Origin of the sequence: Paenibacillus hemerocallicola, from assembly GCF_006265175.1 — a bacterium.
GTDB classification, from domain to species: domain Bacteria; phylum Bacillota; class Bacilli; order Paenibacillales; family NBRC-103111; genus Paenibacillus_AB; species Paenibacillus_AB hemerocallicola.
The window spans coordinates 1-20,551 of sequence record NZ_VDCQ01000013.1 but is presented as its reverse complement, the minus strand read 5'-3'; the positions used below and the strand labels follow the sequence as shown (position 1 = coordinate 20,551).

Annotated in this window: 15 protein-coding genes; 2 read left to right on the top strand and 13 right to left on the bottom strand. The window is 51.3% G+C overall.

All coding sequences use genetic code 11. The annotated features are described in order from the left end of the window. Positions 1–81: 81 nt before the first annotated feature. The 6 genes from FE784_RS11575 to FE784_RS11550 all read right to left on the bottom strand — a co-directional run bounded on the left by FE784_RS11575 (position 82) and on the right by FE784_RS11550 (position 12,164). Entirely contained in the window at positions 82–1,656 is a 1,575-nt protein-coding gene (locus FE784_RS11575) for an extracellular solute-binding protein (RefSeq protein ID WP_139602367.1), read from the bottom strand. Between the two features lie 247 nt (positions 1,657–1,903). Next, a complete protein-coding gene (locus FE784_RS11570; protein ID WP_176706127.1) occupies positions 1,904–3,040 on the bottom strand; it encodes a sialidase family protein in 1,137 nt (378 codons plus the stop codon). 142 nt (positions 3,041–3,182) lie between these two features. Continuing rightward, positions 3,183–6,071 carry a galactose-binding domain-containing protein gene (locus tag FE784_RS11565; RefSeq protein ID WP_176706126.1) on the bottom strand — a complete coding sequence of 963 codons (2,889 nt, stop codon included), beginning with the start codon at positions 6,069–6,071 and terminating at the stop codon, positions 3,183–3,185. A 168-nt stretch (positions 6,072–6,239) separates the two neighbouring features. Further along, a complete protein-coding gene (locus FE784_RS11560) occupies positions 6,240–8,567 on the bottom strand; it encodes a helix-turn-helix domain-containing protein (RefSeq protein WP_139602364.1) in 2,328 nt (775 codons plus the stop codon). A gap of 139 nt (positions 8,568–8,706) precedes the next feature. Then, the gene (locus FE784_RS11555) at positions 8,707–11,040 is read right to left on the bottom strand and encodes a helix-turn-helix domain-containing protein (protein WP_139602363.1); all 2,334 of its coding nucleotides are present in this window, start codon (positions 11,038–11,040) and stop codon (positions 8,707–8,709) included. Positions 11,041–11,315: 275 nt separating this feature from the next. Further along, positions 11,316–12,164 (bottom strand): helix-turn-helix domain-containing protein, encoded by an 849-nt coding sequence (locus tag FE784_RS11550; protein WP_139602362.1) that lies wholly within the window; start codon positions 12,162–12,164, stop codon positions 11,316–11,318. Between the two features lie 243 nt (positions 12,165–12,407). Between FE784_RS11550 and FE784_RS11545 the strand changes: the two genes are divergently transcribed. Together FE784_RS11545 and FE784_RS11540 are read left to right on the top strand one after the other, a co-directional pair. Continuing rightward, on the top strand, positions 12,408–12,620 hold the full coding sequence (locus tag FE784_RS11545) for a hypothetical protein (protein WP_246131991.1): 213 nt from the start codon (positions 12,408–12,410) through the stop codon (positions 12,618–12,620). Positions 12,621–12,672: 52 nt separating this feature from the next. Beyond that, positions 12,673–13,692 (top strand): Gfo/Idh/MocA family protein, encoded by a 1,020-nt coding sequence (locus tag FE784_RS11540; protein WP_139602361.1) that lies wholly within the window; start codon positions 12,673–12,675, stop codon positions 13,690–13,692. A 634-nt stretch (positions 13,693–14,326) separates the two neighbouring features. Here the strand turns inward: FE784_RS11540 and FE784_RS41570 are convergent. The 7 genes from FE784_RS41570 to FE784_RS41565 form a co-directional block, all read right to left on the bottom strand. Then, entirely contained in the window at positions 14,327–15,226 is a 900-nt protein-coding gene (locus FE784_RS41570; RefSeq protein WP_218103768.1) for a response regulator, read from the bottom strand. Positions 15,227–15,457: 231 nt separating this feature from the next. Continuing rightward, positions 15,458–16,675, bottom strand: coding sequence for a tyrosine-type recombinase/integrase (locus FE784_RS11530; RefSeq protein WP_139602359.1), 1,218 nt, complete (start codon positions 16,673–16,675; stop codon positions 15,458–15,460). Positions 16,676–17,137: 462 nt separating this feature from the next. Then, complete coding sequence (locus FE784_RS11525) at positions 17,138–17,485, bottom strand: ABC-2 family transporter protein (RefSeq protein WP_139602358.1); 348 nt, start codon at positions 17,483–17,485, stop codon at positions 17,138–17,140. Positions 17,486–17,562: 77 nt separating this feature from the next. Then, complete coding sequence (locus FE784_RS11520; protein ID WP_139602357.1) at positions 17,563–18,558, bottom strand: ABC transporter ATP-binding protein; 996 nt, start codon at positions 18,556–18,558, stop codon at positions 17,563–17,565. 18 nt (positions 18,559–18,576) lie between these two features. After that, positions 18,577–19,368: an ABC transporter permease gene (locus FE784_RS11515; RefSeq protein WP_139602356.1), complete on the bottom strand. Its 792-nt coding sequence runs from the start codon at positions 19,366–19,368 to the stop codon at positions 18,577–18,579. Between the two features lie 6 nt (positions 19,369–19,374). After that, a complete protein-coding gene (locus tag FE784_RS11510) occupies positions 19,375–20,166 on the bottom strand; it encodes an ABC transporter permease (protein WP_139602355.1) in 792 nt (263 codons plus the stop codon). Between the two features lie 153 nt (positions 20,167–20,319). Beyond that, a partial coding sequence (locus tag FE784_RS41565; protein WP_218103767.1) for a hypothetical protein occupies positions 20,320–20,551 on the bottom strand: 232 nt, incomplete at its 5' end.

Below are 20,551 nucleotides of genomic sequence, written 5' to 3'. Positions count from 1 at the left end.
TCTCATCCGCACACAAACTATTTGAGACATTGAAAAGACGCCGGGCTCCCCCGGCGTCTGGCAAACATCCTTATATGCCAACTATTTGCTGAACATCGATTGATACACTTCGTCCGCTTCCTTCTCCAGCACGTCGCCCCCGGCGGCGCGCCATGCGGCTACGTAAGCGTCCCAGTCTCGGTCGATGTCCTTCTTGCCAATAATAAAATACGCAATCCATTCGTCCACGGTATCCCATACCTTGCTCTGAAGCTGTATGCTGCTCGGCAGCGGGTATTTGTAGATCGGGTCGAACGGCCCGACGCCGAATTCGGCTAGCAGCTTATTCACTCCTTTTGGCAGCACCGCAAACTGGTAGGCTCTGCTTAAATAAGGCGCAAAAAACTCGGTCTTCCCTTCTTTGGCGAGGTTTTCCGGCTTATCGTAAGGCAGAATCGGCCGAAGCGCACCCGCCGTATCGTAATTCCAATGTATGCCCTCCACGCCGACGCGGCCAAGCTGATACGTCAAGCCCGGATCGCTCCCCGCCGCGTCAAGCATGCTCAGAATCGTTTGCAGCTTGCGCGAATCTTGCTGCAGTTGCTTGCCGAAGGCGATCATTCCCGAGCCTGCCGGATTGTCCTGAACGATGCCCCGCAAGCCGCCCGGACCGGCCGGGGGCTTCAGCAGTTTCACCCCGTCCGACGGCATTTTCGCCTTCAGCGCGTTGGTCGTGATGCCGTTCGGATTCAGCCACCAGATCGTCCTGCCGTAGAAGCCGATTCGTCCGTCAATAAACTTGCTCTGCAGGTCGCCCGAATCGTCCACCAGAAATTCGGGATCGATCAGCCCCATGTCGTACCAGCGCCTCAGCAGCCTCAAGCCGTCCTTCAACTCCGGCTGAACGGACCCGTCCACCACTTTGCCATTTTTAATAAAGCGCATGCTGGGCATCGTGCCGTACGCGTAAAAAAATTGACTCGTCAGATCGTTGGCGGCCCCGCCGAAATTGCCGCTGCCTTCTCTCCAAGCGAGACTGAACGCATACGTGTCCTTCTTCCCGTTGCCGTCCGGATCGTTATCGCGAAACCGGATAAACATACTTTCGTAATCTTCGATTGTCTCCGGCTCCGCGGTCATGCCGACGCGGTCATACCAGCTTTGCCGCACGCCCGACATCCGCTTGGACGTCGCGATCGGGTCGATCCGAACCATGGCGTAATTGACGCCTTTATATTGTGACAAGTACATAACCTTCGGATCGATGCTCATCACATCGCTATAATAATTAGGAGCGAACTGCCGCAGCATCTCCTGAGGAACTTCCGCCAGTATTCCCTGGTTGGCGTAAGCTGCCAGCTCCTGAATATTGTTCACCCAAATAATGTCGGGAATTTGGCCCGAAGCGAACATCGCCGTAATCCGGTCCTTCCAACCCGGGCTTTCGATCAGAAGCGGCTCGATCTTGACGCCGAAGCGGCCTTCCAGCAGCTTCTGCGCAGGCGTGCCCGGTCCCATCGACGTTCCCGGCAGCAAGTTTTTGCCCAGCCACGTAATAGTCACGCGTCCGTCATCCGGCTTCTCCTCGTTCCGGGACTCAGGGACAGACCCGAGGCAGCCGGCAAGCAGTATTCCCGTCAACCCTAACAACGCGGCCAACACGGCGGCCAGCTTCAAGACGATCCCCCCTTATCTATCCATCCTCATTATGGCATACCTGAGAGCAAGAGGAAACGGAACGATGCGAAAATTACGGAACAAACGGATACGGTCAAACGAAGCGTCGCGGCTCGCCAGCCGCTTACTGAACAGCAACAATAATTTTTCCAGCGCACGCCACTCTCTCCCTGTTGCTGCTTCCGGGTATTCAAACAGACCGGCGCTCGTTGCAGCGCCGGCCTTCTTAAGCATGCCCGATCGAGTTTCACTCGAGCGCTTCGAACGGAATGCGGATGACGACAAGCTCATTGCGGTTCAGGTCGACGGCGATATGGATCGCCCGATCCTCCTCGTCGACATACCCGTCAGGATAATGCCACATATCGAGCTCGCGCCTGGGCGGCGCGATGTGCTGCAAATTCGTCCTGCTGCGCCACGTTCGCATATCGTCGGCCGACACCCACATCTCGAACGGATAGCGGTACCTTCTGGAGCTCTCCTTCAGCCAGTCCGGATTGGCGGCAAGATTAGGGTGCGGATGGCACAAGAGCACGATCCGCCCGTCCTGAAGCTTCAGCAGGCGCATCTTGACCGCCGCATCCGGAATGTCCGTCCGCTCGGCTTCGCTCCACGTCAGTCCGCCGTCGCGGGAAAGCGACTTCCACAGCCAGCCGTTGTATTCGTTGCGCATCAGCATGGCCAAACTGCCGTCGGACAGCTCAATGACGTTCGGCTCCCATAGAAATTGTTCGCTGCGCGATCCGGGCACATGATGACGGCTAAACGTCCGTCCGCCGTCGCTACTGATCAGCACGCCGCTGCGGTACAGGTGATTCTCGTAAAAAGCTCGCCAAGCAGCCGTATTCGCTTCGTACCGAGGCAAGGTACGGACGCTCGGTTCTTGCAAGCGCTCCGTGTAGCAAAACGGGATAACCCATGCGCCGTCCGAGCGAACGATACGCTGCCGCATATTGCAGCATTCGTGGAAACCGGAGAAAGGCTCGCGGTCCGTCCACGTATAGCCGTTGTCGTAACTGTAGGAGCGGAACGCTCTCAGTGTAGCGAAGTGGTTATCTTGCTCCACCTCGTAAACAAACGCCGTAATTTTGTCCGGATCGACGAACACCTCCGAGCTCCACGTCCCTTTCCCCGGTGTCGAGAACACCTGCACCGGATCGCTCCAGCTGATCCCTTTATCGGCGGAACGAGTGATAAACAGTACATTGTTGTTCGCCGGCTCGGTATGCCCGCCCGATTGATACAGGACGAACAGATCGCCGTTAGGCGCCTTTCGCAGAAACGGCTCGCATACCAAATAATACGGATCGCTGCCGGTATACACCGACCGCGCTTCGATAAGCGCAGACGGGTCTTTCGCTTGTGATGTTGTTTGTTTCGACATTGACATTCTCCCTCCATTGCCGTTCCAGGCATTCCTTTTCCCCGCAGTCGCTCCCGGCTGCAGCCCAATTATGCCGCTCGGCATCCCCGGGAGGAAACGGAACAATTCGAAGAGTAGCGAACTTTTGCAAAAAGTGAACGGATCAAGGCGTCAGCTGAAGCGAGAAGTTTGCCGTTCGCGGCGTTTCCGTATGGCCTGCGGAATTGACGGCGCGGTAGCTCAGCGCGTACGTCCCGCTTTGCTCGAACGTCAGCGGTTCCCCGTACGTCAGCCATGTGCCGCCCCCGTCTAGGCTATACTCAAAACGGACGACGTTAGGCAGCGGCTCCGCAGCCGTGAAGGAAATCGTAACCGGCACCGTGTATTGGCCGGTCGCGCCGTCAGGCTCCGCCGGGGTGAAAGTAAGCTCGGTATGCGTCACGGCGGGGGCGTACGTATTGCTGCTGACCGTAATACCACCGCTGGTCCGCACGACGATCGGCTGGCGAATTTCACTCTGCATACGCTCGATATCGCCGGCAGTGCCCCGAATGCCGAATACTTGCTCGGTCAACAGCGCATAGCGGTCGATCGAATTGCCCGTTACCTCTCCGCCCAGCACGTTCTCCATGCGAATTCCGGTTCTTCCCGACTCGTTGACCGTATTGCCCGTTACCCGGATATCGCGATGAGGCATGCCGGGAGACCAGCCGTTCGGCGTATACGAGTTAACCAGCAGCGCCGCCCCCCCATTGACCAATTCCGTACCCGGCACTCCCCACAGGAACGATCGCTCGATCGTATTGTCCTTGATCGTGATCTGGCTTGCCGGAGCAGCCTTAAACGTCGACAATAAATATTCCTGGTTCACATTGATGCCGGACATATTCGTCCGGCGGACGGTATTGCCTTCGATCGTTCCGTTTACAATCCCCGCGAATAAAATGCCTCTGGCCAAATTCGTCTCCTCGACGACGTTATTTTTCACCAAAGCTCCCGAGCCTCTCTGAACGGGGGCCGACGAGTACATGCCCGAGCCTGCAGGAACGACAGGCAAATCGCGGTCGAACGTGAGCGTAACGCTTTCGCCTGCGGCGGACGTCTGCTGATTGTAGGCCGGGTTCTGCTGAACGACGACCGCGTTGCCGAGCAGATCGCCCGTCGCTCCGTCCATGAACGCTACGGGTTGTCCGTCGGCGAAGCGCTCGTTCAAGTATCGCTGCACGGTCAAGGTACGGGTATACGTCTGCCCGGTAACAGTGGCGAGCCATGTCGAGTTAAAGGCGATTCCGTCGTCGCCCGTGCCCCGGACATAGCTGTTGCGGACTGCATTGTTGTCCAGCGCGCCGCCCATATGAATGCCGTCGGCATTCGAGCTCATCAGCCTTTCCGTCCCCGGGCGCGGCCTGACATACACATCGTCCACAACTGAATTGCGCTGCTTGTGGAACAAAATTGCAAACACCGGAGCGGCATAAACCTCGATATGGCGCAGCGTCGTCCCTTCGCCGCCGACGACCTTGATCGTATGGCCGCCGCTGCGGTCGGTGTACACGATCGTGTCTCCCGGCTGAATTGCGGCCAGATTCGCTTCCCGCGTCCACGGCTTGTTGTCGTCCACAACCGTTATCGTTGTTCCGGTCGTTGTTCTCGTCGCCTGCAGCCGTCCAACCTCCTGCACCCGTTCGCCGTTGCGGAACACAAACATGCGAATGGCACCCGAATCGCCGTATGGACTACGTGGCGTATTGAAGGAAGCAGGCGAAGACCAGCCCGGCAGGGCGGTGTAGCCGATCGTTCTCCCCGAGGCATTCACATTATTCACCTGAACTTGCGTGGACGGCAAATTCAAGTAATCGATCTTCGCGTTCCTCAGTTCGGTCCGAACGCAATCCGTCAGTTGGATCGCAATCAAATGACTGTATTGAAAATACAGGTCGGAGCCGCCGAAATCGACGGTCAAATCTTTGGCGCCCACAATGTCAAGGTGACGGTCAGAGGCCGCTTTGGACAGAAAATAATAGCTGCCCGGATCAAAGACGATGCGCTTCAATCCGACCAGATTGGCATAGTTGACAGCCGCCTCGACATAAGGTCGGGCGTCGACCGCAGGCTGATTCGGAGCGAGATTGGAGCCGTACAACCCGAGAGAAACGAGATCGGCGGATACGTTGATTTCCTCCGGAACCGTGTACGCCGGGTCCTGCCGCGTAGGATCAGAGTAAATTTCAAACTCGGACAGTCTCGCCCGGAAATCGGCGAGGCCCGGATTTGTTATGTATACGCGGTAGAAGCGGTACGCCTCGCCCGGAGAAACGGGATGCTCCGTCACGTTATACGTATTACCGGTCACCGTGACGAGATCGCTCCACTGGATCGCCGTGTTGCTGCCTTGAACGATGTAATCGCGGGTATTGTTATCCGTGGAAGCCCCCGTAATGCCCATATGCTTCAGCACGAATTTCCCCGCATAACGCGGGCGTTCCAGATCGACCATAATCCAATGCGGCTGGTTCGCGTTCGCAGAATGCCAAATGTTGCGGACGCCCGACACCGTATTGACCGTGCCGTCCGTCACCTTCCAGGCCGGCCGGTCTCCGTCCTGATACGTCGCAACAACCCGGTGTCCAAGCGCCATATTGACCGGAGAGCTTCCCGGCACCGTAGTTACGGCGAGCGGCGCGCTGGGGGGCGAAGCGTTCCCGTAGCCGTCTTTGGCGATGACCGTGAAAGAATAAGCCGTAGAAGGCTCGAGACCGGTGAAGGCGTAAACGGTCGGCAGCGCATTCTGCACGGTCGGCCGGGAAACAACCGCCACGGTCCGGGACCCTTCCCGAATTTCATATTCGTTAATATAGTTGCTTGTCGAAGCCGTCCACGACAAGCTGATCGCCCGGTCCGACTTGGCAACGACGGCCAGATTGGTCGGCGCGGCGAGGACCGGAGCTTCTTCGGCCGACGCCGGAGACGGAGGCCATACGCTCAGCGCTACCAAACAAACGATCAGCAGCTTTAACCCGATTGCTCGGATTAACGTAAATCGATAACCCATCACATTCACTCCCTCTTCTTCGTTCATTCGTTGATATGCGGGACTTCCGGCTACCTTAGCCGCAGTCTCCTCCGACCCTCCCCGTCTCCGAATGCTCCGCTGCTCCCGCAAAGGCGAAGTCGAATCGATTATGCCGCATCCTCTTATTTGCCGGATAGTGAACGATCCCTATAATTGAGAATACTTGGAACAATCCGTTCCTCCGTGGAGCCTTCTATATTCGCTTGGCGTCATTCCGGTCGCCTCCTTGAACACTTTGTAAAATCCCCGCGAGCTCGTATAGCCGATTCGCTCGGCAATTATTTCAATGCGGCGGTCCGTTTCCAGAAGCAGCTTCTTGGCCTCTTTTATTTTTGCGGCATATATATATTCACCGGCGGTCATGCCGACGAATTCCCGAAACAGCCGATTCAACGTGGGGGGGCTGAGCGAGACCGCTTCGGCGACATTTTCCACCGTCATGCCGAGGTCATTCCCGATAAGCGCTTCCGCTCGCGTCACGATATCTCTGTTCAAGCTCGTTCGCTTCTTCCTGATCATCTCTATCAGCCGTTGCGTCGTCTGCTGAACGAGCAGTTGCAGCTCGGCGAACCGGTTTGACTGCAGCGCCCGCGTCATCGCGGCGAACATATCTTCGTGATCCAATGGCACGTTGTATTCTTCAATCAGCTTGATCAGACACGCCGAAAATTGCAGCCCGTAACGGTGAAGCTCCAGTGAAGACGCCTGTTGCCGCCTTGCTTCGTCCGAAATGCTTTGCAGCAGAACGGCCATGCTCCCCTCGTCGCAATGTCTGACGTGCTTCATATATTCCTGCTCATAGTCGCTCCACGAGAAGCCGGCCGGAAGCTCCTCATCCTTCCGCTTCAGCTCATCAATTGAAGTAATTTTCCCCGGCTCCATCAGCTTATTGTAGCTCAAACACTTGATAGCTTCTTCGTAAGTCATCCATACGCATTCCAGTCCTTGCCGCACGGAGCCAATGCCGATATCAAGTGTCAAGCCGAGAAATTCGCTTACGTTCCGCTGCACGCATGTCGCCCACTCCGCAAGCTGCTGCTGACCGGGAGGCGACGCGCTGTTCCCGATCACAATGACCGTATCCTTGCCATGACTAAGCGTCTGCGAGGTCAGCTTGCCGGAGAGCGTCTCTTCGGCAATGTTGCGCACCGCATACCCGGTCAGCTCTACATCCGTTTCCGAATATGCGGTCCATCGTTCGCCAGAAGTATCCATGCCGATCGCCATCACGACGAAATACGGATAGACAAACGGAAGTCGGAGCGGAAGCGGAAGCGCTTCCGCTTCCGCCAGCTTGCCCCGGACAAGACGGCGCAGTATATTTTGCCGAATCGGCTCGCTTTGCTCGCGAATGACATCGCTCAGACTGCGCCGATCGCCGACCAATTCGAGAAAAGCGGAACGCACGTAGCCAAGCTCGTCGATCTGCGACGACTGCTTTGCCCACGGCAGCATATGGCCGATTTCCCGTACTACGTGTGAAACCGGCTTGTATAAGTAGCGCGACGCGGCGATGACCGCTACGATGCTGAGAACGGTCGAGACGAGTCCAATCAGAACGAAAACGGCGCTTTGCCGGTACACCAGCTTGGAGAAGGATGGTTCGGGAATAAGCAGCCAGTAGTCCATCCCGGATACCGAATGAGTGAGCCGCATATTCAAATAATGCATATCGTCTATCCGGACGCGAAGGCCGGGGTCGTCTCCGTATTCCGACCGGACCTTATCCAGCAAATCCCCGCCGCTCGCGGAGCGGTACAGCGTCTCCCCGCGAGGGCCGGTTATGAAATAAAAGCCTCCTGTATGCTGCTGTAAAAACCGGTCCCTCTCCAACAGGAAGCTTTGCCTGATGTTGATCGCGATGACTCCCGCCTTCGGGCCGGCTCCGCCGAAATATATATAGTAGGTGGAGAAGCCGGTGTTTTGCCGCAGCAGCTTCTCCTGCGCCGTAACGAGCATGCCGCTGAACGCATCCTTGTTCTGCATGTAAATATTTCTGTTCATGTAATGTACGCCCCGTAAACCGTCCCGGTCCGAAAGGCTGCTGAGGAAGCTCCTGTCATAAAACTGTTCGAACGTTACCCGCTTATGATCGAATGTGGAGTAAGCTTGACGCTGCTGCAAATCGAGTATGTAAATCGAGGCGATATACCGGTTCTGGATCGCAAGCCTTTGATCCATCTCCCGAATGAAAGAGAGCGTTTGCACATCCGTGTAATAGTGGTCGAGAATCGTCATATACTTATCGCCGCTAGCGAGCATATCGTAAAGAACGCCATTGATCTGCTCGTTCATGAGCGCGTGCTCGTTCATCGCCTGACTCAACAACTGCCGGCTGAATTTCTGCGTCTGGCTCTGCGCATTGTCCCACGTAATGTTGAAGTTAAGCGCAGCCAATAAACAGATAGGCAGAAACACGATCGAGCATAAAAGAACAACGATCTTAAGCTGAAACGTTCCCATGTGCCTCTTCATAGTAATATCGTCCCTTAGGGCGCTGTGCCGTTTTAGACAATCATACGTCCATACCGGTCCAGCCAGAAACTGAACAATTCGAAAATAACGGAATAATAGAAAAACCCGCGCCTTGCAGAGCCAAAGGGCGGGCTTCCATTTATCTCGTCGTTAACTTGCGGTACTCGCTGGGCGTCATGCCCGTAACCTCTTTGAAAATTTTATAAAAACCGCGGGCGGTTGCGTACCCCGTCAAGCCGGCGATCTCCTCGATTTTGCTTTCGGTTCTTTCCAGCAGCTCCTTGGCTTTTTCTATTCGTGCTTTCACGATGAATTCTCCGGTCGACATGCCTAAATATTCGCGAATCAATTTATTCAACGAAGGCGAGCTCAGCGAAACCGAATCGGCAACGGCCTCCACCGTCAACGACAGATCGGACCGTATCGTTTGGATCGCCCGTTCCGCCAGATCCCGGTTAATATAGGCTCGCTTCCCCTCCAATAAAGCAACGAACTGTCCGGTAAGCCGCTCCATGTGCGCCAACAGCTCGGAGAACCGCATGCGTTGGGCCAGCTTATCGAACAGGCTTTCCAGCTCCCAGCGGCTGCCCCCAAACCGGTATTCTCCGTACAGCTTGGTCAGACTGGCGAGAAACTGCAGCGTAAACCGTTGTATGGCGGAGGAAGATATCCGCTTCTCCTTGGCTTCCTCGCGGATTGACGCAAACAGCTCGGCAAGCCGCTCTTTATCGGCCAGCTTGACGGCCCGGATATAGCCGCTCTCGTAATCTTCCCATTCAATCGTTTGGCCGAGGTCGATTTCGCCCTGCGCTTCCATCCGCTCCAGCTCGCTGTAAAGCGTGATCACGCCCCAATCCATCAGCTTGCTGTAGGCCAGGCTCTGCAAGCTTTCCCGGTAAGACTGCCATACTTGTCCGACATCCGAGCGGTAGCCGCCGATCCCGATATCAAGCTGCACATGCATATAGCCGCGGGCGCTGGTTTGCAGCGCACCGCACAGTTCAACCAGTTCCTGAGACGGCATCTCGCCGGGGGAGTTGAGTAATATGCTGACGGTCTCTCTATCCTTCAAACACGCGAAGGCATGGCCGGGGCTACGCAGCGTTTCCTCTGCGATATTGCCGATTGCATAGCGGATCAGCTCGCTATCAATCCCTTTAAGTCCGGCCGCATCGTCCCTTCCTTGCAATTGAACACTGATAACGGTGAAATGTGTAAAATCGAGGCGGATTCCGAACCGCCGAAGCTCCTCAAGCGTATCCCGGAGTTGTCCCATCAAAATTTTGTCCAGCAAATGCTGTTTAATCGTTTCGCGGTGCTTGCGCATCGCTTCCTTCATGATTTGCTGCTCTCCTGCAACCCGGTCTACCGTCTGCCTTATAAAAGTCGGCTCGTCCATAATGAGTGCACCGCCCTGCCCCAACTTTTCCGCACGCGGGGGAAAAGCTTGTCCGACGAGCTGTACGATCCCCGAGATCGGACGATACAAGTAACGGGATGCGGCAAACACCGCCGCCAGACTGAACGCCGCGGCCAATATTCCGATGACGATAAATGACGCGGTTTGCCTATATACCCGGTCTGCAAACGCGGCTTGCGGAATCAGCAGCGTATATCCGAACTTGCTTGTTTGATGTCGCATGCTCAACTTCAAGCCGTGTTCTCCCGCCGAATCAAGCTCGGCCGGCAAGCCTTGCTGCTTTCCGGGTATTTCTACGCTAGTGCCTGCGTCTGCCGTCCTCTCCATATCGGCGCGAAACAGAAGCTCGTTGCGGAAATCGGTCACGAACAGCGTACCGCCTGTTTTCTCCTTCAACTCGGCTCCGCGCGCTCTCAGGAAATCAAGCCGCAAATTGACCGCAATTACGCCAACCCGATTGCCCGAATGACCCACGTACATATAGTACGTCATCATGCCTTCGCGCTGCTGCGCCAGCTTATCCTTAATCGTATCCGACATGAGTTCTAACGCTGACTCGTTTTCCTTGTAAATGTTACGGGTCCAATACCGGATACCGCTGCGTTCGACGCTAGGATCGAACTGTCTCAAGAATGCTTGATCGTAGAAGCTCGCAAACGGTTGGAGCCGGTTGTCAAAAGAAGAATACGCCTTCCGATTCGTTAAATCCACCAAATATATGGACAACACGCTCTTGTCGTGTATGCCGATTCGCTGCTCCATTTCCTTTAGAAACCCCAGCGTGTTCGTATTGGTGTAATATTCGTCCATCACCGCATAGTAATGGTCCATATTGCCAAGCATGTCGAACATCATATTCTTCATTTGCTCGTCCATCAAGCCGTGTTCGTTCATCGTTTGCTCCAGCAGTTGCCGGCTATAGCGCTCGGTTTGCTCCTTGGCGTTGCTCAACGACATAGTGAAATTAACGGCGGCAAGAGAGGCAAGAGGCAGTAATACGACAATGATGAGCACAGCGATCATCATGAGCTGATATTTGCCATACCGAAACATATCGTCCCCCCGATCACCATTTTTTGGTTTTACTATACCATGGCCGCACAATAGCGTACACAACCGATGTCCGGCAAACCGACGGATAATCCGGCAGGAGACTGACAGTGGAATATGCAAAAAGTCAGCAGCCAACTTCGCTTGACACTTTGCAGCTTTAGGCAAGTTTCAAGCAGAAATGAACTACTTCTTCCTGTTTGAAGCTGACTGGCGGCCCCCCAATATTTGCTGAATGCTTTGGAGACGTTTTGACAGTTCGTCCTCCATCCATTTAGCTACTTCCCGCGGATTTTCGAAGGGGTGGCATTACGAATTTTTTTAAATATACGCCCAAAATAGGTCATATTGGTAAAGCCTACAGCCGTGGCAATTTCCGTCACGGGGAGGTCGGTTTCAAGCAGCAGCCGCTCAGCCTCTTGCACACGCAGCAGATGAATGTATTCGATCAGCGTTTTGCCCGTCACCAGCTTGAACACACGGCAGAAGTAGTTCGGGCTCAGGCTCACCATTTGTGCCGCTTGTGCGATGGTGATCGTCTCGTAGTAGTGCTCGCGCAAAAATTGCAGTAAATCCGAGAATTCGTAAGCATGCAAAGGATGACGTGCCAATCTGATGGCGGACGATTGCTGGGCGTAGCGAAAATAGAGGCCAAAAATCCTTAGCAGCTCCGCCTTCACAATCAGCTCATAGCCCGGACGCTTCTCCTCAAATTCGGCAATAAGCCTAGCAAAGGCCGAGGCAATCTCCTGCATCTCGGGCTCATTAGCACGGATAGTACTCGGCCACTTCTGGCGCTGGATCAGATAAGGCTGAAAGTAGTGATACTCCGTAATGTCCATTCCACTGCCACGGACGAGGGCTTCATTAAATACGATGCAGACAAGCTTCGATTGTGATGCAAGGCTGGTTGCACCATGAACCTGCTTGGAATTCACAAATGCCAGCTCCCCTTGCTCAAGGGTTACAAAATCGGCGTCCATTTGAACCTTCGCTTTTCCTTCCTGAATATAAATCCATTCGATGTGATCATGCCAATGCAAGTAAACGTCGCCGACAAAAAAGATATTGATCGGGAACGTTTTGTCGGGAATTCGGGTATTTTCTTTATGCGGGCTTATGGTCATCTACGTGGCTCCCCTCCCCTTTTCAAATCATACGATTTTAACACTATATAAGGATGATTTCCCGCTGTCAACGCCATTATTCCTGAAAAGAGCATAAGATCGTATGAGTAGAAGTTAATTTCGTTTCTAGCAGCGCGTTTCGAACTACGATACGATAAGAGCAGAATTCATTACTCAGGAGGAATAAACCTTGAAACAAATACAAATTGGCACCTTGGTAAATAACAAGTGGATGCCGAGCGCGTGCTGCCGCAAATCATACTGCTTGGATTTGGCGATTCGAATTGGACAGACATCATTTCCATTCTAAGACAAGGCGGCTACGAGGGTAGTATCGATATCGAAGGCTCGCATGATCCGGTGTATAAAAATGAGCTGGAGATGACTGGGCAGGTCCATGCGCTGCATTATTTGAAACGCTGCCGCGGTGGTGACTTTGTGCCGGATCCGAAATGACAAATGATGCAGAAGCTCGCAATCGGGTACCATTTTCAAGGAGGAAAATGCAATGACCATACAACATAAAATTATCGTTGCTGGCTGCGGTGGAATGGCGCAAGCTTGGGTGGCCGAAGCGAAGGAGCGGCACAACGCTGAAATTGTCGCTTTTGTCGATCTTTATGAAGCGACAGCACAAGCGATGGCAGAACGCCATCAACTGGATGTGCCGATATTCACTGATCTGTCTGCTGCGTTAGCATCTACCGATGCCAATCTTGTTTTCGATGTGACTATCCCGGCGAGCCACAAGCATATTGTCACGACCGCCTTGAGGGCAGGCGTTCATGTATTGGGAGAGAAGCCGATGGCGGAATCACTGCAGGACGCTGAAGAGATCGTACGAACAAGCGAGCAGACGGGCAAGCGTTATGCCGTCATGCAGAACCGCCGCTACTTGAAGACGATCCGTGCTTATCGCGATTTTGTCCAGTCAGGGCAGATCGGCGACATCGGTTCGATTCATGCCAATTTCTTTCTCGGCCCCCATTTCGGCGGTTTTCGCGATGCGATGGACAATCCGCTCATTCTTGACATGGCGATTCACACCTTTGACCAGGCACGGTTTATTACAGGCGCTGATCCGGTATCTGTCTACTGCCACGGATACAATCCCCCGGGATCATGGTACAAAGGGAACGCTTCGGCCAGCTGTATTTTTGAAATGGATAACGGCATCGTATTTAGTTACAATGGCTCCTGGTGCGCCCAAGGCTTAGGCACTTCATGGGAAGCGGAATGGCGAGTAAATGGCAGCAAAGGAAGCGCAGAATGGGATGGTATCAACCTGCCTGTCGGTGAGGCGGTTGTAGAGGGAGCTACAGAAGGCTTCCAGCATCCGTTGCAGCAGTTGAATGTGCCCGCTACTTACCAGGGACGGGAAATGCACCAAGGCTGCTTCGATGAAATGTTCGCCAGCCTGGAGGAAGACCGCCCCGCCGAGACAGACTGCCGGGATAACATCAAGAGCATGTGGATGGTGTTTGGGGCGGTGGAGAGTGCGAGGACGGGGGAAAAGGTGATGTTGTAAGGCATTGCCTATGGCTGCAGGATTACAAGATTTTTAAGTCTAGTAGGGGTCTCGCCAACATTTTAACGAAAATATACGCTAAGCCCTGAATCGCTCCAGCTTGGCGTTTTCTCATACTCTAAGGTGGTCCAGGACGTGTCACGAGCGGACGCAACGAAACGTATTGGTCAATTACTCGGAAACATTAACGCGGTATCGTATTAAATGATTAAGATATAAAAGAAGACTGTCGAGACTTTCTTGACAGCCTTGCCGCGATTATCGCGGTTTCTATTTGTTGGGGTAGTACCAGCGAAGCTGACACCACCCGCAAAGTAGGAGTAGTACCAGCGTCGTGGGGTAATACCAGCGTCGCTGTCACCGGGGGCAAAGTAGATAGATATATATGTTAAATTCATGCGTTGGGAACTTCGCTTTGATTGGGGTAATGTCAGCGTAGTGACACTACACGCAAACGCTTGGAATACAATTAAAATTATCGTATCGGGTTGTTTACGTCAGTGGTCAAAGACGGAGCTAGGCTGCCGATCCATGTCGGCAGCTCATAGTTGGAGATTGAACTATCGTACCCGTTAGTTGAGCAAAGCAAATAATCGTTTGGAAAAAAACGCTCGATAGAATAGCGGATCGTTATTTAGGAATGATGATGATACCGCATGATCTCATTTATTTCTTCACCAGTGTGTTCGTCATACTCCCGAGTGCAAAGTTGAAGCACTTTTGAAATCATTTCTTGTGGCATTGCTACTTTATTTGTGTTGTCTTCTCCGAATTGTTCTTTTATTGCTTGGAACGTTTGTTCGTTAAAAATAACATTTCCATCGTATGTCCTAATTAAAGCATCAAGAATAGTTTCTTCTTGGAATGGTTTTACTACAAAGTCTCTTGCTCCTTGTTCAAGAATCTCAAAAATTACTGGCAAGAAACCTTTAGCGGATAAAGCTAATATCTTTGCGTCTTTGTCGATTTCCTTTATTATTTTCGTTGCAGTTATGCCGTCCATTATAGGCATATTAATATCCATAATAACAATGTCTGGTTTTTCATCATTAAACTTGTCAATAGCCTGTTGACCGTTCTCAGCCGTAACAACGAGATAACCGTGCTTTTCTAACATTTCACAAAGAATTTGTCGCATAAAAGCTACATCATCAACTAACAAAATCTTTTTCGCACTCATTCCCTTTTCATCCCTTTCTATCTCATTTATTCTTCGATAAACAGAAGCGACTGTTTTCACAAGAACGTTTTTTTCTTTCTCAAGCTGTTGTAACCTTGCAAATAAGGCTTGCTTTAACCTTTGTCTTTCTAAATACACTCCATTATGTAGCAGTTCCCTGATGGCATCTAAACTGAACCCATATTGCTTTAGTTCCATTATCAACAACAGTTGGCTAACTTGCTCTTTTGAGTAGTACCTATATCGGTTACTTTCTTCAACGTGTACGGGCTTTAGAAGGCTAATTTCGTCATAATACCTTAGTGCATCGACAGATGTTTTAACGATTTTTGATATTTCTCCAATGGTGTACACCGTACCCCCTCCTATCCAAGATATTCCTCCAACAATGACCATGATAAACCCTTGGGTAAGTCCAGGGTCAAGGTATTTGTTTTTACTTTTTTAATCTTCATTGCTGCCACCGACAGAAGACCACACAACTTTGAGGTAAACTGCCCGATAGCGCAACAAGGCCGCCGATCCAAGTCAGCAGCCTCGTTCTAGTTGAATACCAAGCTATCGTACCCGGTTAGTTCAACAACTTTATGGTTTGTGGCTCTTTATAATTAATGTTGAAGGTATTATCCTTGCCTTTGCGCCTGAATACCACTTATTTGGATTAGAGGTATCATTTTCATCGATGTTTGATTCCTCGATTACTTTATCAATAACAAATCCTGCGTCAATCAAGTCATTAACAAAGGTGCTAACTTTTCTATTATGCATCACGATCGGTGTATCTCTCCATGATTCGTGTTTTTCGAATCCTTCCTTCACATATGAGCGTCTAAACTTCAATTCATCTTCTGTGTATTCGACTACGCTGTGAATTGGATGCTCCCAACTAAAAACAAATACTCCACCAGCCTTTAGACTCCGATATATATTTGTTAATGTCTTCTGCAAATTTACTGTCCATCCAAGGGCATAAATTGATAGGGCCTTATCGAAATGATCTACAGGTAATCCTGGTATTTCCTCCATAGGTGCCTCAATAAAAGTAATCGGTGTATTCAAGTTAGAAACAACTTTTCTTGCTGTTTCAATTTGTGTAGCATATGTATGACGAAATCGATGAGGATACACGTTGACTGCAACCTCTCCACGGGCTGCAAGTTTCTTTACCGAATAACGTATTGTGGGTATGGCCAATCGTCGCACAGGAAGGGTTTCCGTCACAAATAGGGCTTTGCAAGAATCCTCTCGACTCTCCAGGTATTTCTTTAACCAGACCTTACATTCGGTTGTAAAATACACTTCTCGTTGCTTAGATCCCTTGCCGTGCACAATCGCAGAGCAACTCTCCCAGTTGATATCTTCAATATCTAATTTATGAACCTCACCTACGCGACAACCCGTACAATACAAAAACGCTTGGAGTGCGTGCTCGCGCAGGGAATCGCAGGTTATCTTGAGATTAATTACATCTTCTTCGATCAAAAACTTCGGGATTCGCTTCTCCATCTTTGGTTCTCTAAGCTTTGTCGTAGGGTTTTTAGCAATATGTCCTTCTTCAAACGCAAACCGAAACAGGGATCGTATGAACCGTATACGATGGCCCAAACTGCTTGGCTTCAACCGTTCCGACTGCCTTGCTAAATATCCTTTCAGTAAGTCCAACGACACTTCTTCGATGTTTAGGTTGCCAATCTCATGAGCCAGTACCTTAAACTGAAGGGAATACGCTTTTAAAGTATGCGGACTAAAACCCAGAATGCGTTTATCGGCCTCATACAACGTCCAGAGATCAGTCATTTTCATAAAACAAAACCCCTCCCAAGGCTAATTACTATTAGCTTCGCTATGTTTGGGAGGGGTTAATCCGTATTTCGAATTAATATGTTGAACTAACGTACCCGTTAGTTCAACCAACAAGTTTAGATCTCAGACTCCACTCATAAAATATAATATTTACTCAATACTCTTCATGTATATTTCATCGTATAAACCTTTTCGATAAGTTTCTCAATTTTGGGACGCTTGATAAATAACGCTTTGGAAATCCAGTCAATATAAAAGGACGTCTTGATCCAGAACACCCATGTCCCTACTACCAGATGAAAATAGACATAATAACGACACCCAACAGGAGACTGAGTACAAACAGCCACAACTGATATGGTTGCTCCGGAAGCCCGAATCCATAAAACACAACAGCTATAACCGCAGCCGGAATCGTACTGAATTCAAGCCGAAACAATTTTTGCCCGATTTGTTCGGCGATCAAGTAAGCTTGACACTGATTGGCTTGATCAAATCGTTTCCGATGGAGCCGTCTGCAACCCGTTGTCCAAGCTTCTGCGCAATACTTGATGTGACCAATCCTGCCACCAGGCTGTTAATAATGACGTACTGAACCATCTCCTGGTATGTGACTCCCTTGACATCCGAAATGCCTAGGTAAAGTATTGTCCATACACTGAACGTAATAAACAGCCCGAGTATGTTGCGCACAAACGCGATCCGTACATTCGAACGATAGATGTAGCTCTGCTTAAACGATCTCGCGACAAATGCCCACCCGACGGTCCACATTGTGAGTGGAATAATTCGCTGCTTGCTGTCTTCCATCACCTGGTCCCTCTTTCCTTATGGTCAAAGGCCGTTGTTACTGCACGAAATATCGGTGAACTGATCACTTCTCCTGTTCAGCCTTCGCTTGCCGTACTTCTGCTTTCGTACATGTCTTTCACAATATCTTCAATGCTCGTCTCCCGCATCTGGATGTCTTTGACCCGGTTGTGCGCCGTCAAAATTTGAATCACTTCCGGAACGGCAATTTGCTTTTTCTGAAATTGGATCGTTTTCAGCGGCCCTTCATCTTTGACAACGGTCAGTCGTTCATCCTCAAGCCAAAAGCTGTCCGATTCCAGCTCAATGCGGATAAAATGCCCGCCCGCATAGCTTTCTTTGAATGCCGATAACGAACCGTCATACAGCACTTGTCCTTGATCAATCATAATGATGCGGTTGCAAATTTGCTCAATATCGTCCATATCGTGGGTCGTTAACATGAGCGTCGTCTGCTTTTCTTTGTTCACTTCTTTCACAAATTGGCGGATGCGCGATTTGGCGATAATGTCCAGCCCAATTGTCGGTTCATCCAAATAGACGACGTCCGGATCGTGCAGCAGCGCAACAGCCAAATTTGCCCGCATCTTCTGACCAAGACTCAGTTGGCGTACAGGCCGGGTTAGAAACTCCTGCATCTGCAGCAGTTCCACATAAAACTCCACATTCCGTTTGAACTGCTGCTCCTCGATCTTGTACATATGCTTGTACAAGTCGAACGTATCTTCCATCGCCAAGTCCCAGTACAGCTGGGAACGCTGCCCAAAGACGACACCCATCCGCATCGCATTTTGCTTCCTGTCTTGGTACGGAACAATATCCCCTACCTGAATCGTCCCGCTCGTCGGCTGCAAAATGCCGGACAGCATCTTGATCGTCGTCGATTTTCCAGCGCCATTTGGTCCAATGTATGCAACGAGCTCGCCTCGTTCAATGTGGAAGCTAATATCCTGTACCGCTTTCTTCGTTGTATAGTCCCGCTTCACAAGCGATTTCAATGCTGGCCACATGCCTTTTGCTTTCGTATGGACTTGAAAATGCTTGCTCACCTGGTCCACTTCAATAAATGCCATCGTGCTCCCCTCCTTTTGCTATGAGCCTGTACTTTTGTAATGACGCAGCCCCAGCTTCCAAAACTGGTACGCCCCAACTAGCAGAACAATTCCGACGAGCGGCGTAACATACTGGAAGAGCGGGTGGAACATCAAAAAGTCCGATTTGCCTAGAAAATATTGTGCTGGATAAAAGTTAATGAAGGCGTACGGGATAAGCAGCGTCAGAACGATTTGCACGCCTGGCTTGTAAATGGAAATCGGGTAACGAATAAAGCCGCGCAGGTCGCCTGCAAACCCGCTGATCGCCTGGTTTTGCACGAGCCAGAATACGGGGACCGATGTGAACAGAAACGCCGAAGCCTGAATCATCGCCGCTCCCAAAATGACAAGCAGGAGAAACACAAACGACCCAACCGTGACCGTCAGACGCAGCTGGATAAAACAAAGAGTCAAAATGCCGCTCGCCACGAGAATATGGCTCGCGTACTGGTACACAAATTTATGGCAGATCAAGTACACCAACGGATTCATCGGCTTGGTCAGCACTTCGTCAAAGCTGCCGGACTGCACCATGGATGCCAGTCCTGTGCACACACTGTACAAAAAGCTCCCGGCGATGGCGTAGGAGATCAGGTTCAGTGCGTACAGCACCATCACTTCCTGTGCTGCCCAACCGTTTATCGACTGAAAGCGGGTAATCATCACCCAGAGCACGACAAACTCGGCAATATACGCCGACGCCTGCGAGATGCCTCCCAGAAAAAAAGCTCCGCGGTATTCGACCATGGCTTTCGCCTTCAAACGCAAAAATGCGCGGTACAACGCCACGTTGGTTCACCCCCCTTGAACAATGACTTTGGTCTGGACTTTGCGCCACAGCATATACTCGAGCAGCAGCAGCACTGCAATCCAAATCAACTGGAAACCAACGACGGTCCAGCTCTCGCTCCATGTCGTCCTGCCCAAAAAGATCGAGACCGGTTCAAACGAAATAAAGCGGAATGGCAGTGACATCGCAATGTGGTACAATCCTGCCGGATAAAACCATAACGGCACAACCGATCCGGCGAACAGCTCCATCAACGCCCCGAGCAGCCAGTTGGTGTAGAAGGCGGTTTTCATCCAGAACACAAGCAGCCCGATCAAGTAATTGATTGAATAGATGAGCATAATTCCGAGTAAGAGCGTCAACGCAAACATGCCGGTTTGCCACCAGGCAGCCGGGAGCTGCACATCGAGAAACACCAGCCCCACCACGACAACCGGGATAATATGAAAGATGGTGCTGTACAAGTTTTCGCCGAGCTGCTCAGCGATCAAATAATACTTCAACCGTATCGGCCGAATAAAATCGATTGCGATCGATCCATCCGTAAACCGCTCTGCCAGCTTATTTCCGATGCTGGAGCGTGTCAGCGCCGAAACAACCATGTTGATCAGCACAAACGACATCATATCTGCTGCGGTTGTGTCCTGTACGCTGCCCTCACCGATCAAGGCGATCCACAGACTGGCCAAAATCGAAAGCCGGAGGATGGAGCTTAAAATGAAAAAATACGAGTTTGCCCGATACGTAAACCGCTGCAAAAATGCCTTCCACATAAAGACGATGTAGACACGCAGCATCTCGATCCCCCTCTCTATCTTCCTTTTTGTGACAAATCAATTGCTAGCATCATCCAATATTCGACATCTTTTGTCAATACATAGGCGGTCATTTCTGGTGCAATCGGTTCGGGTCGAAGCCAAAGCGTGAACGGGATCCCCATCCCACGCTTCTCAATCAACAAAGACAATAAAATCATCTGTAATTTCTAAGATTTCGCTCCAATCATATTCATTCAACTTCGTGGATACTTCAATCTGTTCTGTTTGTTTCCACCACTCACCATAATAATCATCAGGATAAACATTAAGCCCCAGATTCTGGAGGTATAAAACACTTATAATTGCGTTAAGTAGAGTAAAGGGCTGGGGATGCCAGCCCCTCCTCATCAAACCGTACGTGCGG